The sequence below is a fragment of the Geobacter sp. SVR genome (assembly GCF_016865365.1).
GTDB lineage: Bacteria > Desulfobacterota > Desulfuromonadia > Geobacterales > Pseudopelobacteraceae > Pelotalea.
Window position 1 is genome coordinate 2,769,356 of the sequence record NZ_AP024469.1, and the last position, 13,259, is coordinate 2,782,614.

At 62.6% G+C, this 13,259-nt stretch carries 14 protein-coding genes; all 14 read right to left on the reverse strand.

Annotation, left to right across the window (positions count from 1 at the left end):
- Nucleotide 1 precedes the first annotated feature (1 nt).
- The 14 genes from GSVR_RS12940 to cas6 all read right to left on the reverse strand — a co-directional run bounded on the left by GSVR_RS12940 (nt 2) and on the right by cas6 (nt 13,257).
- Entirely contained in the window at nt 2–409 is a 408-nt protein-coding gene (locus GSVR_RS12940) for a 3-hydroxyacyl-ACP dehydratase FabZ family protein (RefSeq protein ID WP_239077322.1), read from the reverse strand.
- On the reverse strand, nt 381–1,424 hold the full coding sequence (locus GSVR_RS12945) for a beta-ketoacyl synthase N-terminal-like domain-containing protein (protein WP_173199772.1): 1,044 nt from the start codon (nt 1,422–1,424) through the stop codon (nt 381–383). Before GSVR_RS12945 ends, GSVR_RS12940 begins: the two co-directional genes overlap by 29 nt.
- Entirely contained in the window at nt 1,421–2,626 is a 1,206-nt protein-coding gene (locus tag GSVR_RS12950; RefSeq protein ID WP_173199770.1) for a beta-ketoacyl-[acyl-carrier-protein] synthase family protein, read from the reverse strand. The genes GSVR_RS12945 and GSVR_RS12950 overlap by 4 nt, the downstream gene beginning before the upstream one ends.
- Entirely contained in the window at nt 2,623–3,360 is a 738-nt protein-coding gene (locus GSVR_RS12955) for a 3-oxoacyl-ACP reductase family protein (RefSeq protein WP_173199768.1), read from the reverse strand. Before GSVR_RS12955 ends, GSVR_RS12950 begins: the two co-directional genes overlap by 4 nt.
- Nucleotides 3,361–3,584: 224 nt before the next feature.
- Entirely contained in the window at nt 3,585–5,000 is a 1,416-nt protein-coding gene (locus GSVR_RS12960) for a lipid biosynthesis B12-binding/radical SAM protein (protein ID WP_173199766.1), read from the reverse strand.
- A complete protein-coding gene (locus tag GSVR_RS12965) occupies nt 4,997–5,425 on the reverse strand; it encodes a thioesterase family protein (RefSeq protein ID WP_173199764.1) in 429 nt (142 codons plus the stop codon). Before GSVR_RS12965 ends, GSVR_RS12960 begins: the two co-directional genes overlap by 4 nt.
- Complete coding sequence (locus tag GSVR_RS12970; RefSeq protein WP_173199762.1) at nt 5,422–6,258, reverse strand: ACP S-malonyltransferase; 837 nt, start codon at nt 6,256–6,258, stop codon at nt 5,422–5,424. The genes GSVR_RS12965 and GSVR_RS12970 overlap by 4 nt, the downstream gene beginning before the upstream one ends.
- Nucleotides 6,255–7,541 carry a B12-binding domain-containing radical SAM protein gene (locus GSVR_RS12975; protein WP_173199760.1) on the reverse strand — a complete coding sequence of 429 codons (1,287 nt, stop codon included), beginning with the start codon at nt 7,539–7,541 and terminating at the stop codon, nt 6,255–6,257. The genes GSVR_RS12970 and GSVR_RS12975 overlap by 4 nt, the downstream gene beginning before the upstream one ends.
- Nucleotides 7,538–8,974, reverse strand: a complete 1,437-nt coding sequence (locus GSVR_RS12980; RefSeq protein ID WP_173199758.1) for a B12-binding domain-containing radical SAM protein — start codon at nt 8,972–8,974, stop codon at nt 7,538–7,540. The genes GSVR_RS12975 and GSVR_RS12980 overlap by 4 nt, the downstream gene beginning before the upstream one ends.
- Nucleotides 8,975–9,008: 34 nt before the next feature.
- Entirely contained in the window at nt 9,009–9,266 is a 258-nt protein-coding gene (locus tag GSVR_RS12985) for a phosphopantetheine-binding protein (RefSeq protein WP_173199756.1), read from the reverse strand.
- A gap of 58 nt (nt 9,267–9,324) precedes the next feature.
- Entirely contained in the window at nt 9,325–10,704 is a 1,380-nt protein-coding gene (locus GSVR_RS12990; protein ID WP_173199754.1) for a radical SAM protein, read from the reverse strand.
- A 69-nt stretch (nt 10,705–10,773) separates the two neighbouring features.
- Complete coding sequence (locus tag GSVR_RS12995) at nt 10,774–11,436, reverse strand: glycosyltransferase family 2 protein (RefSeq protein WP_173199753.1); 663 nt, start codon at nt 11,434–11,436, stop codon at nt 10,774–10,776.
- Nucleotides 11,418–12,251, reverse strand: coding sequence for a polysaccharide deacetylase family protein (locus GSVR_RS13000; protein WP_173199751.1), 834 nt, complete (start codon nt 12,249–12,251; stop codon nt 11,418–11,420). Before GSVR_RS13000 ends, GSVR_RS12995 begins: the two co-directional genes overlap by 19 nt.
- A gap of 106 nt (nt 12,252–12,357) precedes the next feature.
- The gene (gene cas6, locus GSVR_RS13005) at nt 12,358–13,257 is read right to left on the reverse strand and encodes a CRISPR system precrRNA processing endoribonuclease RAMP protein Cas6 (RefSeq protein WP_173199749.1); all 900 of its coding nucleotides are present in this window, start codon (nt 13,255–13,257) and stop codon (nt 12,358–12,360) included.
- Nucleotides 13,258–13,259: the final 2 nt, after the last annotated feature.

The window sequence follows — 13,259 nt, forward strand, 5'->3', positions numbered from 1 at the left end:
GTTACAGCCTCCCGATACCAAGTGTCATTCGGGCCTGAGCGAGGATGTTCCCCCCACAGGTGACCTCCCCTTCGATCAGGGCCAGCCTTCCGAACGATTTGACGACGCGGGCCGCAATCGTCAGTGTATCCCCTGCCAGAACCTGCCCACCGAACTCGGCATGGTCAACGGTCGCCAGGAATCCCCCCTCCCCCTGCTCTTGGGCCGCCAGGATGCCCCCCAGTTGCGCGATCGACTCGATCAGGTAGACCTGCGGAAATGCTTCGGGTGCATCGGTAACGCGGCGTTCGGCCCGGGCACTGACTCCCGGCTCAAGGGCCAGCAGCCGGTCAAGCATCAGGAAGGGATAGCGATGCGGCAGATATGCGGCAGGATCGGGGTTAAACAGGGCTGCCTCCCAGAATATCAATGGAGAAGCAGGGGCCTTCCGGTGAAGTAGCCATGTGCAGACCGCGGGCGCCTGCCGGCAGAGAAGCGATCAGCGTTGCCAGGGCCGTGCCCCCCATGGCCAGCGACCTGCCGATGGCGCGCCCCACATCCATGGTCGGGATACCGCCGACGGCGGCCATGACGCCCGGCATATCCGCGGCATTGCCGGAAAGCGAAACCAGCGAGCAATTCCTTTCAGGCCCGCACAGCAGCTCAAGCCCTTCCTGCTCATGCCCCGGTATCAGCATTCCGATGGTCCGCAGGTGGTCCACTGCTGCGCGTATGACCGCACCGCGCCGCCGGGCATGGTCGGCGCTTTCCAGCACGATCATTCCGCAGCCCTCGCCGAACGGCGCCGATGTTCCTCTTACTTGCCCCAGGGCGGCAAATCCTCTGACCAGAATCGGAATCAGCTCATCGGCCCCTCCGGTCAGCATGACATCGGCCCGCCCCTCCTCGATGTGACGGCAGGCCAGGAGAAAGGCAGATTCAGCCGAGCAGAAGCGCTGCACAACCGTGACGTTGGGACCGGTGAAGCCGTGTTCGATGGAAGCATTGCTGGCCGGGGCGTTGGGAACGGTATTGGGGAACAGCATCGGCATCAGCCCTTCCACCCCTCCGGTAAAATAACCGCTCAGGAATTCAGCCGAATTGGCCAAGCCGCAGAAACCGCTTCCCAGGGCAATTCCGACCCGTTCCGGAGCGGTTGCCTTCAGGTCGATGCCCGCCTCCTTGAGAGCCATCCCGGCCGCGGCAACGGCAAACTGGCTGCAGCGGTCCATTTTGCGCGCCTTGAGGGGGGGCATGAAATCGGAAACCTTGAAGGTGGTGGTCTTGCCCCAGGCAAGCCCCTTCCTGCCCAGCACTTCCGCCGGCATGGGGGTCAGGGCGTTCCCGCCGGTGCGGACCAGCTCCTGTATGGCGGCCGTACCGATGCCGGCCGCCGAAATGACCGCGGACCCGGTGATAACGATGTCTGAAATCGGAATGTTCATAGGGACAGGACCAGTGAGGTGATGTTGCCGCCGAAAGCGAAGGAATTGGACATGGCGATGCGGCAATCGCTGATTTTGCTGCCGGCATGGCAGTATTCCAGGTCACATTCGGGATCGAAGCCGCGAAAATTGAGGGTCTGGGGTATCAGCCCCTTATTGAGGGAGATCACCGTAGCCACCGCCTCGATGGCACCGGCCGCACCCAGGCAGTGTCCGGTCACCGATTTGGTGGAAACCAGCGGGACCTGGGGAGCGCGCTGGCCGAAAACCAGCTTCATGGCATTGGACTCCACCACATCGTTGAGCGGCGTGCCGGTGCCATGGGCATTGACCCAGCCGACCAACAGCGGGTCAACCGCAGCGAGTTCCAGCGCCCGGCGCATCACCCTGGCCGCCATGGCGCCGGTCGGCTCGGGAGCGGTCATGTGGTGCGCCTCGCCGGCCAGGGCATAGCCGAGGACAGCACCATAGATACGGGCACCGCGGGCCAGGGCATCGGCCTCATCCTCCAGCACCATGAAGGCAGCCCCCTCCCCCAATGAAATGCCCTGGCGGCCGAGGCTGAAAGGTGCGCACGGCTCCGGATCGACCACCTTGAGGGAATTGAAGCCGGCAAAGGTCAGCAGCGAAAGCGTATCGACACCGCCGGCCACCACCACTTTCTGGCGGCCGCAGGCGATCAGGTCGGCTCCCCAGCCGATGGCAGTGGCAGAGGACGAGCAGGCGGTGGTAATGGTGCCCTGGTAGCCCCCAAGGCGATAAATACGGGCAATATCGGTGGTGGTCTGGTCCGGCAGGATGCCGCGCAGCAGCGAAGGGCGTTCCTCTCTGCCTTCCAGCGCGGCCTTGAGCCAGGCTTCACCCTGGAACATGCCGGCAGCGCCGCCGCCGATGGAAACTCCCATATCGTAGGGAGAGTACAGCCCCAGCACGCCGCTGTCGCGCAATGCCTCTCCGGCGGCGATCACACCGAACTGGTCGGAACGGGACAGACGGCGTGACTCGCGCCGGCTGAAATGGTCGAGCGGATCATACCTCTTGACCTGCGAGCCGATCCGGGCCGGAAAGGGGGAGACATCGAACAGGTCCAGGGACCCGATACCGCTTCGTCCGCTGCTCAGCACCTCGCCGAATTCGGCGGCACTTTTGGCGGCTCCGCAGAAGACACCCAGACCGGTAATGACTACCCGCCGGGCGCTCACAGGATTCCTCCATCCACGACCAGCGACTGTCCCGTGACATAGGAGGCACGCTGCGAAGCCAGGAACAGCACTGCCGAGGCGACCTCCTCCGGTTTTCCGATCCTGCCCAGGGCGGCCCCTTTGACCACCCGGTCGACCACCTCCTGCTTGAGGCCGGCGGTCATGTCGGTATCGATCATCCCGGCCGCGACTGCATTGACCCGGATGCCCATGGGTCCGGCTTCGCGGGCCAGCGACCTGGTGAAACTGATGGCTGCCCCCTTGGAGGCGGCGTAGTTGGCCTGGCCCGAGGTGCCGAGCAGGGCGGAAACGGACGAGATATTGATTATGCAGCCTGAACGGCGGCCCATCATCTTGCGCAGCCCCCACTTGCAGCAGTGAAAGAGCGGGTTGACATTGGAGCGGATGACTGCATCCCAGTCCTCATCGGACATCATCGCCAGGTAGCAGTCGCGGATAATGCCGGCGTTGTTGACCAGCACGTCGATATGACCGGTGCCTGCAGCGGCATTGATCACCTCCTGGGCCCCGGCCGAGGTGGCGACATCGGCCCTGATCACCTCGACCGTCCCGGGAAGCTCGCCGGCATCCCGTACCAGCGCCCCGGCAGCTTCGTCATTGCTGAGATACGCCGCAACCACCCGGGCTCCTTCACGTGCGAACGCCAGCGTGATCGCACGGCCGATGCCGCGTGTACCGCCGGTTACAACCACCACTGAATCCTTGAACTCCATGAAAACCCCGGAAATAAAATAACACGCAGTATAACCGTGGCCCGCTGAAATGTCCAGAATTGGCGAGGCTTCGAATCCGGGGCTCCGGCCAGACCGGGTGACGAAAGAGCCGGGGGCTTCTCGTAATCGTCATATTGGCCGGCCCTTCCATAAACATTGGCACGGCCAGAAGGCCTTTCAGTCGCTCTGAAGGAAGCTCCAGGGATTCGGGATATGAGGCGGCATCAAGGTACGGATGGATCTGCAGGACCGTCAGGAAGATTGAGCGGCCGGTGGTGGCTGCGCCCCAGCTTCTTGATCAGTTTCCACAGGGGACCCTTGACCTGGAACAACCGAATGGCATCCAGCATGGCGGAACTGGTATTGACCTCCAGGCCGGGCACGACCCAGTTCCTGCGCTGCATGGCCTCGGTTGTGATCAGCTCGGAGAAGAAGCCGCGCACCTGCGGTGCAATGTAGAAGACCGGCTCCAGCATATCGGTCGCAGGCGTGACCACCCCTTCGGCCAGGGCGGTTTCATACAGGCGGGTATTGGGATAGATGCGGATGCCGGTCATGGCGATCACGGCGGTCGGCTCAAGTTCATCCATCAGGTGAAAGCTCTCCATGATCGTTTCGCGGGTTTCGCCGGGGCCGCCGAACAGGAGATAATGGGCGAAGTCGAGCTCCCTTTCGCTGCAAAGCTGCGAAGCACGCCGCAGGTCGTCGGCGGTGAAGGACTTGTGCAGATTGCGGAGCATGGCCGGTGAGCCGGAATCGCTGCCGAATTCGATCGCGTCGCATCCTGCTGCCAGCATGTGGTCCAGCAGTTCCGGCGTGATGAAGTCGGGATTGATGAAGGCCGACCAGTTGACCGGCAGGTGCGCCGCGGTCATGGCGCGGCAGAGCTGGGCGGCAAAATCGGGAGGGTAGTTGAAGATGTCGTCCACGAAGTACAGGTAGGAAACGCCGCAGTCATCCACCAGGGCGCGGATTTCGGCCACGATCTCGCCCACTGGGCGCAGCCGTACACGATGTCCCTCCAGCAGCGGATAGGTACAGTAGGTGCAGGAAAAGGGGCAGCCCCGCTTTGTCTGCACATTGGCCATCCCTCCGATACGATGGTAGTGGCCGACATTGAACAGCGTGCGCAGCGGCGTGCCGATCCGCTCGACCGGGCGGGGGGGAACGAACGAGCCGCTCCTCGGCAGGACTAAACCCGGTATCCCGGCGGGATCCCTCCCCTGCTCCAGACGCTCCAGCAACAGCGGCAAAGCCTCCTCACCCTCCCCTACCAGCCCGTAATCTGCGCCTGCCGCTTCCAAAACCTCCTGCGGCATCAGCGAGAATCCCGAGCCACCGACGATCACGGTGCTGTGCGGGCGGCAGATCGCCACGAGGTCGGCCAAGTCCGGCAGATAGCTGCGGCTGGCGGGCCAGGTGACGTTATCCAGGTTGCGCAGGGAAATCAGAACCGCCTGCGGACGATGCTCGGTCAGAGCCGCGGCCACGGCGGCCTTCGGTTCCTGCTCCAGGCAGAGGTCGATCGCAGCCAGGTTGTGGCCTGCCCGGATCAGGGGACTGGCCAGGAAAGCCAGCCCGATCGGAAAGACCGGATAGGGGTCGCGCTCGCGATTGGCCGAGATCAGCAGGATCTTCACGACACTTCGGCCTCCAGCCAGTCGGTCATGGCCCTGACGCGTTCTTCGACCTCCGGCGGCATCCGGAACTGCAGCACGCCGTTCAGGTCGGTCAGGACATGGGTGGTTACGCCACTGGCCAGTCTGCGGCCGGTGCCGGTAACGATCTCGTTGACGAAGATCAGTGTGGCGGTGTCACTGGGACGCAGACTGGTGCGCACGATGATCTCGTCCTTGAAGCGGGCCGGGCTGTGATATTTCACCTCCAGGCCGACGACCGGGCCAAGATACCCTGCCTCCGACAGTTGGGCTGCGTCAAGCCCGAAACGCCCCGCCAGATCGTTGCGCCCCACCTCCATCCAGGCCACATAGTGCCCGTGCCAGGCGACCTGATAAGCGTCGACTTCGTTGAAACGCACGGTGAGAAGGGTCTCGTGATATCTCATGATTGACTGTCGATCCATCGGTTGAATTTGCTGAGGGCGGCTCCCTGCCCGACCTCATGAAAATCGGTGGCGCCGAGGCGGCGCAGGGAGCGGTAGCTGCGTTCCCAGAAAACCGGGCGGCAGAGTTCTTCCAGCAGGAACTGCGGGATCTCTTCCGCCGAGAGCAGACGCTGCCGCAGGTGGTCCACCAGCGGGATCACCGGTTCGCTGAAGCCATAGTCGCCGATGATGACGCGCAGGTCCCCGGCGATCTGTTCGATCAGCGGGGTATGCAGCGGGGCATCGCAGGGGAAGACACCAACCGAGAAGGCCCCGGCTTCCCCGGCCTCGGCCGTTGCCGCCTCGATCCTGCGGCGTTCGCCCGCCAGCAGAAAATGGCGGGAGGTGTTATGGTTGGCGACATGCACGCCGTTGCGGCCGGCAATGTCTTCCAACGGATCCAGGGGCAGGCCGATCACGCTTCCCAAGGCATAGTCGCAGTGCGTTCCCATGCCTGCCAGGCAGCGGCCGATCCTGCCGGTCAGCTCCAGGGCATCGCCGCTGTCGATCGATCCGCAGGCAGCCAGGGCGGGATAGATGCCGAGGCTGTGCTCGGCCACGATATCCGGAAGTCTTCCCTGGCTCAGCAGGTGCTTGAAGCGATACAGGCTGACCGTAACGCCGAACAGCTGCAGCCGGACACTTTCCTTCAGCGCCGGATCGGCAAGGCTGTCATGGCGAGGATCGAAACCGGTACGGGTATGGCAGCACGCTGCCAGCTCGTCGAACAACAGGGAGTCCAGGGGCAGATCGGTGCGCGCCATGGGCTGCCCGGGAAACATGAAGCAGGTCATGCGCCCGGCACCTTGCGGCGGAGCGCACCACGGAACCCGAAATTCATCGGGCCAAAGACCTGTACCGAACGGTGCAGCTTGAAAATACGGCGGTACATGGAAGGGAAGGAGTAAAAGTCGCGGCAGAGCTGCTCGTAGCCCTGCTGCAACTGTTCCACGGTCATGCCGGACGGCCGGAAGGTGACATGCTCCATGTCGTAATCGCGCCAGTCGTTGGATAAAATGCGCCCCTCCTGTTCCAGGCGGCGCCGCACACTGGTGCCGGGATACGGGGTGAGAATCGGGAAGATGGCCGACTCCAAACGAGCCTGTTCGCAGAAGCGCAGGGTCTTCTCGAACACCTCCGGGGTATCGCCGTCGTAACCCAACACGAACGAGCCAAGGATACCGATGCCATGGTCGCGGAAGGCCCGGGCGTCCTCCAGGTATGATTGGGCGCTGTTGGTGGTCTTGCCCATGGCCGAGAGTCGGTCCTGGTCAAGGGATTCGAAACCGATGAACATGCCCAGGCAGCCCGATTCCCCGGCCGCCTTCATCAGTTCCGGATCGCGGGCAAAATCGATGGGAGAATGGGACAGCCATTTCAGGCCCATCCCTTTCATGCCCTGGAACAGCGCCAGCGAATAGCGGCGGTCGGCCACGATGTTGTCGTCCACGAAAAAGGCAAAGGAATTGCGGGCGCGCATCTGCTCCAGTTCGCTCAGAACCAGCTCGATCGGGCGTTTGCGGTATTTGCGGCCGTAGAAGGCGGTCACCGAGCAGAACTCGCAGTCGTGCGGACAGCCGCGGGTGGTCTGGAGGGTATTGGTCAGCAGATATTTCTTGTGGGTATAGATCTCGCGCCGGGCTGCCGGGACCTGGACCATGTCCATCAGTTGGCCTGCCTGATACCGCGGCTTGAGCCGACCCGCCGCCCAATCGGACAGCAGTTGGGGCCAGACCAGCTCCCCCTCACCGACCACCACCGCATCGGCATGCTCCAGGGCCTCGTCCGGCATGGTGCTGACATGGTACCCCCCCATCACCACGGTAGTACCCCGAGCGCGGAAGGCATCGGCGATCTCGTAGGCGCGATTGATCTGGGCGGTCATGGCGGTCAAGGCCACGATATCGGCACCGCAGGAATAATCGAGTTTCTCGAAGCTGTCGTCGCAGAAGTCGAGCTGCCACTCGGGCGGAGTTACGGCGGCGATGGCGGCCAGGGAAAGGGAGGGGAACTTGAAGGAAAGCTCACCCCACAGCCTGCCCTTGGGCCATCCGGGGGAGACGAACAACAGTTTCATAACGCGGAAGACTCCTTGGCAGTGGCGATGGGACGGGTGGAGCAATGCTCGCGCAGGTACTCGGCGGGCTTCATCATGCGCTGGGTCCGCCACAGCACCCGGATGATGTAGGGGATCTGGGCCGGCCGCACCTGGCGGATCCAGTCCATGATGCCCTTATCACCGGCGGTGTTGAGGATCGAGCGGCGCCAGGTTTCGGCGTACAGGTCGAAGAAGCGCTCCGCCCCCAGACGGGGCTCCCACAGCAGATGGTGCATATCGAAATTCGACCATTGCTGACCGGCGGTGCGGCTGCGAACCTGGTCAAAGTATTCCGTGCCCGGCAGCGGGGTCAGGATGGTGAAACCGGCCCGCTGCAGGCTGTACTGTTCTACAAATTGCCATAGCTGCTGAAAATCGGTCTCGTCCCAATCGGGGTCCACCAGAAAATTGCCGTTGATCCCGTATTTGAGGGAGCGCGCAATGCGGACCGCCTCGATGCTGTCCTCAAGACCGGCTTCCTTGTCGAGGTTGTTCAAGCCCTTGTCGCTGGCTGCCTCCAGCCCCAGGAAAATGTCGAAATCCTTGGCCAGCGGGCGCCAGGCCTCCATCAGGTCGGCGCTCTTGCGGATCAGGTCGGTACGGGTCTGCACCAGAATCCAGCGTTTGTAGATGCCGCGCCGTTTCAGGGCCCGGGCCAGCTCCAGGCTGCGGGGGGCGTTGTACCAGAACAGGTCGTCAGCCACGAACACGGCGTCACCGCTAGCGGCAAAATCATCAACCACCGCATCCAGGCTGCGTTCACGGCAGGAACGCCCGTACAACTGCCAGACCGAGCAGAAGGAACAGTGATGGGGACAGCCGCGGGCGGTTTCAATCAGCCAGACCGGCTTGAAGAGCAGGCAATGGTAGCCGGAGCGGTGCCGCTCCACCAGATCGCGGGCCGGCAGCGGTACCAGATCCAGGCTGGTGCGCTGCAGAAGGGGGGGAGTACTGATCCAGCCCTCTGCGGTTCTCAGCCGCAGGGCCGGCACCTGGTCGAGCCGCTGCCCCTTGTCGACCGCGACGGCAAGGGCCGGCACGACCTCTTCGCCGTCATCAACAACAATGGCGTCGATGGCGTCGCATTCCAGAGCAGCAGGATAGGCGGCAGCCGCATGCCCCCCTACCACGATGAATACCTCGGGGCTGGCACGCCGGACCTCGCGGGCGGTTTCGATCACCCGGTCAAACTCCAGGGCGTGCAGACAGCCGATGCCGACCATCCGGGGGCGGGTGCGCCGGACCCAGGTGGCGACTCCGGGGCGGAAGCGCAGATCGGCAAGCGTGACGGTGTGCCCCCCCGAGCGGAGTGCGCTGCCGAGATATTCCATTCCCAGCGGCTCCACGCAAAAGAACGGCCCCAGACCGAAGCGGTCGTTGCCGGGATGGGGACGCAGGAGCAGAATGTTCATGCGCGACACCCGTTCGCGTGGCCGCCCGAAAAACTCACGCCTGCTTTTCCCGGATGTAGGCCGCCATGCTACGGACCGAGGCAAAGACCTTGCTGCCGGTGGCAGCATCCGGCACAACAGTGCCGAACTCCTTTTCCATGGCTACCACCAGCTGAAGCGCGTCGATCGAGTCGAGTCCAAGCCCTTCCCCGAACAGCGGCGCGTCGCTGTCGATCTCTTCGGGAGCCATGCCCTCGATCCGCAGGCTGTCGATAATCATCTGCTTTACTTTCGGAATCAGCTCGTCTGACATTACGACCTCTCAGTGTGAAGATAGTGAATCGGCCCATCCGGATCCTGCGAAAAATGCATCATCCCCGGGTGCCGCGTTTTTTGGACTGGGCCGGGTGGTCCTTGAATTCGTTCTCCCAGGCTGCATCGGCGATCTCGGCATAGGCCCCGGCATAGGCATCCATTGTGTCGGACAGACCGGAAAAGATCTCCTCCGCCCCGTCATGGGTGGCATAGGCGCCTTCGCTGGCAAACAGCTCCCGTCCGGTTTCGGGATGGTCGATCAGCATGCAGGGGCGCAGTAGATTGTCATGCTCCCCCTGCTTCTGCCGGATCTTCCTGAAGAGCGGCGAACCGAGGGCCTCACGAATGGTGGTACGGCGGATGTTGTCCACAGCAAAGTGACAGAAGACGCACGGCTCGATGTCGCCGTTGGCGTTGACATGGAAGTACTTCCGTCCCCCGGCCAGACAGCCCGACACCATGGGGCCGTCGTTCCAGAAGTCGATGAACAGCATCGGCTTCTGGTCGCGGAAAGCGGCCACGCTCCGGCGCAGATGATCGCGCTGTTCAGGGGTCGGCATCAGTTCCGGGTCGGGTTTTCTGCCCACCGGTACGTAGGAAAACAGCCACAGGGCGAATACCCCTTTGGAAACCAGCATATCAATGTAGGCGGGATCGGTGATCAGGGCGCTGTTTTTGCGCGAATGGGTAAAGGAGCCGCAGAAGGAGAGCCCTGCTTCCCGCAGCAGATCCATGGCGTGCATGACCTTGTCGAAATGCCCTGCTCCGCGCCGTTCGTCGGTCTCCTGCTGGTACCCCTCCAGCGAGAAGGCCGGCATGACGTTGCCCACCTCGATCAGCTGGCGCACCATCTGTTCGTCGATCAGGCCGCCGTGGGTAAAGACCAGAAAAGCCATGTCGCTGTGCTTCCTGAAGATCTCGAAGATGCCCTCCATGTAGAAGGGTTCTCCGCCGGAAATGACGGCGAAGTAGATCCCCATCTCCTTGATCTGCATCAGGATCGAGTCCAGTTCGTCCAGGGACAGTTCCAGGGATTTGTTGTAATCGCCGGCATAGCAGCCGTAACAGGCCAGGTTGCAGCGCATGGTGGGACTGATCACCACCGTCGAAGGGGGGTAGAAGCCGTTCTGATCGCCCCACTCCTTGCGGCGGTTGGTGCCGTTCAGCAGATGGTTGACTGCCAGGTTGCTGATCCACTTGTCACGTTGGCCCGGATGCAACTCTCGCAGGATGCGGCGTGGAAACTCGATGGCGGGATGTTTGTCACGAATCAGCCCCCTGATCCAGCGGATGCGTTCCTTGTAGTAATCCTTCTTGGGGATCATCTCCATCAGATGCGTCATCCTGATCAGGGTTTCATCGGACGAACCGGTGGCCATCTCCAGGAGGTAGCTCAGGATTTTTTCCTTGGTATAGTTCTTCAACGACTGGATCATCGTGACTCCCTGTTTTCTGTTCCCACCCTGCCCCGCTCTCCGCAATTCCGGAACGTGGCGCGCCACATTCTACATGTGACGCAGAAATACCTTGCAAATACTCCAGGTGTCGCGAACCGGACGAAAATGGCTGGTGGCGCGGCCGTCTGCCACGCGGGCGGCCACCGGAAGCGAGGCGACCGTGAAACCGCTGCGCCAGGCTTTCATCAGCAGCTCCATTTCGAGATCATACCCCTCGGCCGACAGACTGACCGATCTGAGCAGCCGGCTGGAATAACACCGAAAGCCGGACTGGCTGTCGGTGATCTCGAATCCCGTCCGTTTGCGCATGCACCAGACCCCGAAACGGTTCCAGACCTTTCTCAACCCGGCCATCTCCTCGAACTGGCGGAAGCGCGATGCGATCAATACATCGGTGCCTGACTCCCTGGCAGCCAGGGCAAGCCGCGGGATGGCCGAGACATCGTGCTGTCCGTCGGCATCCACGGTAACGACCGCTTCGTACCCTTTTTCCAGGGCCCAGGTGAAACCGGTCATGAGAGCCCGCCCCTTGCCGCGGTTGCGATCATGTGACAACAGGGTGACCGGCAAGCCGGCGACGATACGGGCAGTGGCATCGGTGGAACCGTCGTCCACCACCACGACCGGCAATCCGAGCTCCTGGCACTCCCGTGTCACCTCAGCCACGCTCTTTTCGGCATTGAAAGCCGGAATCAGGATACAGGTTGCCACGATTCGACCAGGTCCAGCAGGGTTGTGAAGCGGAAACGCTCCAGCAGGGCCGCGATCCGTCCGGCAGCGTCGCTGCGGGGACCGTAGGTGGCAAAACTCCTCAGGGGATGCAGTTTGACCCGCGGACTTTCCGGATCAACCTCCCGCGGATGCAGATACAGAACCGCCGGCTGCTTCACGTCGTGGTAGCGCGCCACCGTTGCTGCGATCATCCGGAAGGGAAACAGGCGAAATCCCCAGCCTCCGCCGGTCGGGAGGTTGAAAAGGGGCATCGGCGTCACCATTGGTGGCACTTCCCACAGTTCCCCTGCTCCGGCCCGCACGCGTGAGGGATGAAGGGCCGAACCGCTGCCCGCCAGAAAGGGGAGCGGATTGCGGCTTGAATCATACAGATAGCCCCTCCGGACAAGAACGGCATCCACCCAGGGTGTCCGCATCGACACCGACCAGCGCGGCGCACGGAATCCGAAGGGTCGTTTTCCGGTCTGGTCCAGCAGTATCGCTTCGGTCCGCTCCAACTCGCATTCGAATTCTTCAACGGTCAGGTCATGCAGCAGGCGATGGGACCAGCCATGGGAAGCCACCTCGTGCCCCTGCCGTTCGATCATCGGCGCCAGCTCCGGTTCTGCCTCAGCCACGCATCCGAGCATGAAAAAAGTGGCTTTTGCACCGTGGCTGTCAAGCAGCGTCAGGATACGCTCGGTGGCCTGCCGCACCCGCCAGGCCGAGCGCGGAATTTCCGGCTGCTGCCCGGCGCACACATGAAACCAGTCCTCCACATCTACCGTCAGTGCATGTATCTGATTATCGGGCACTCACCCCTGCCTCAAAATAATTTAAAATAACAGCTCGCCGGTCTTTCCGTCAATAGCTGTTGTACCCCTTCTGCCGCACCAGGCGGGCTCAGAGGGGCTGTTCCTGCTATGCCAGGGTAAAGTTGCCCAGGCCGAAGGCAGCGGTCTTTCCGGCATTCAGGTAGGTGCCGAGCGCCAGAAAGGGCAGCAGTCCACTGAAGTCGCCGCTGAAACAGCCGTGGCCCGCGATGCCCGACAGGCGCCTTCCCCCGCCAGGCAGGCATGCGGTGACGAAATGATCCTCGCAGAGCGCGATCGCATCGGCCTGGCGGGACAGGTCCCGGAAATCGCAATCCGCCTGACAACCTCCGTAATAGTAGGCCAGGGATGAAATCCTCCGCAGCAGTGAACGGGCGAACAAAGCAAAACTGAAATGTGTCAGCTGCCGCCCCTCAGACAGGAGCTTGAGCGGGGTCAGCAGGCGGATTTCCTGCCACTCCAGGTTCCAGGCGCGGCTTTCCAGGATACCGACCGATGACAACACCACCAGGTTCTCCGGCCGGCTCAAACGGCTCCCATGCCCCAGCTGCAGTCGCGTCCCCTGGTAATCGCACGATTCGATCGACAGGATCTGGCACCGTCGCTGCTCCTCATCACCGGAGAGCAGGCTTGAAAAGCCCTCCAGCAACATGTCGAGACAGGCAATTGCCGATCCGGCCACCACCAGCCGGCACTCGATGGTGCCGGCCTGCCCCCCTGATACCGGAAATGAGAAGGCAAAAGGGAGTGGCGGCTTCTGATGACGTTTGAGCGCATCCGGATCCGGCGCAAGCTCCTGCCCGAATACCATATGCCAAGCGCATGCGCCCCTGCCGGAACAGCTCTGACAGCTCCGCGACGGCAATCGGCAGCCTGCCGGGCGGCAGACCGCCGCAAAGTCCGCACCCCTGCCGGTCAGCCAAAGGACAAATGCTGCCGGATTGCCGGCCCGGATAGTTATGCGAATGTCGATGAGATTGAATTCCATGA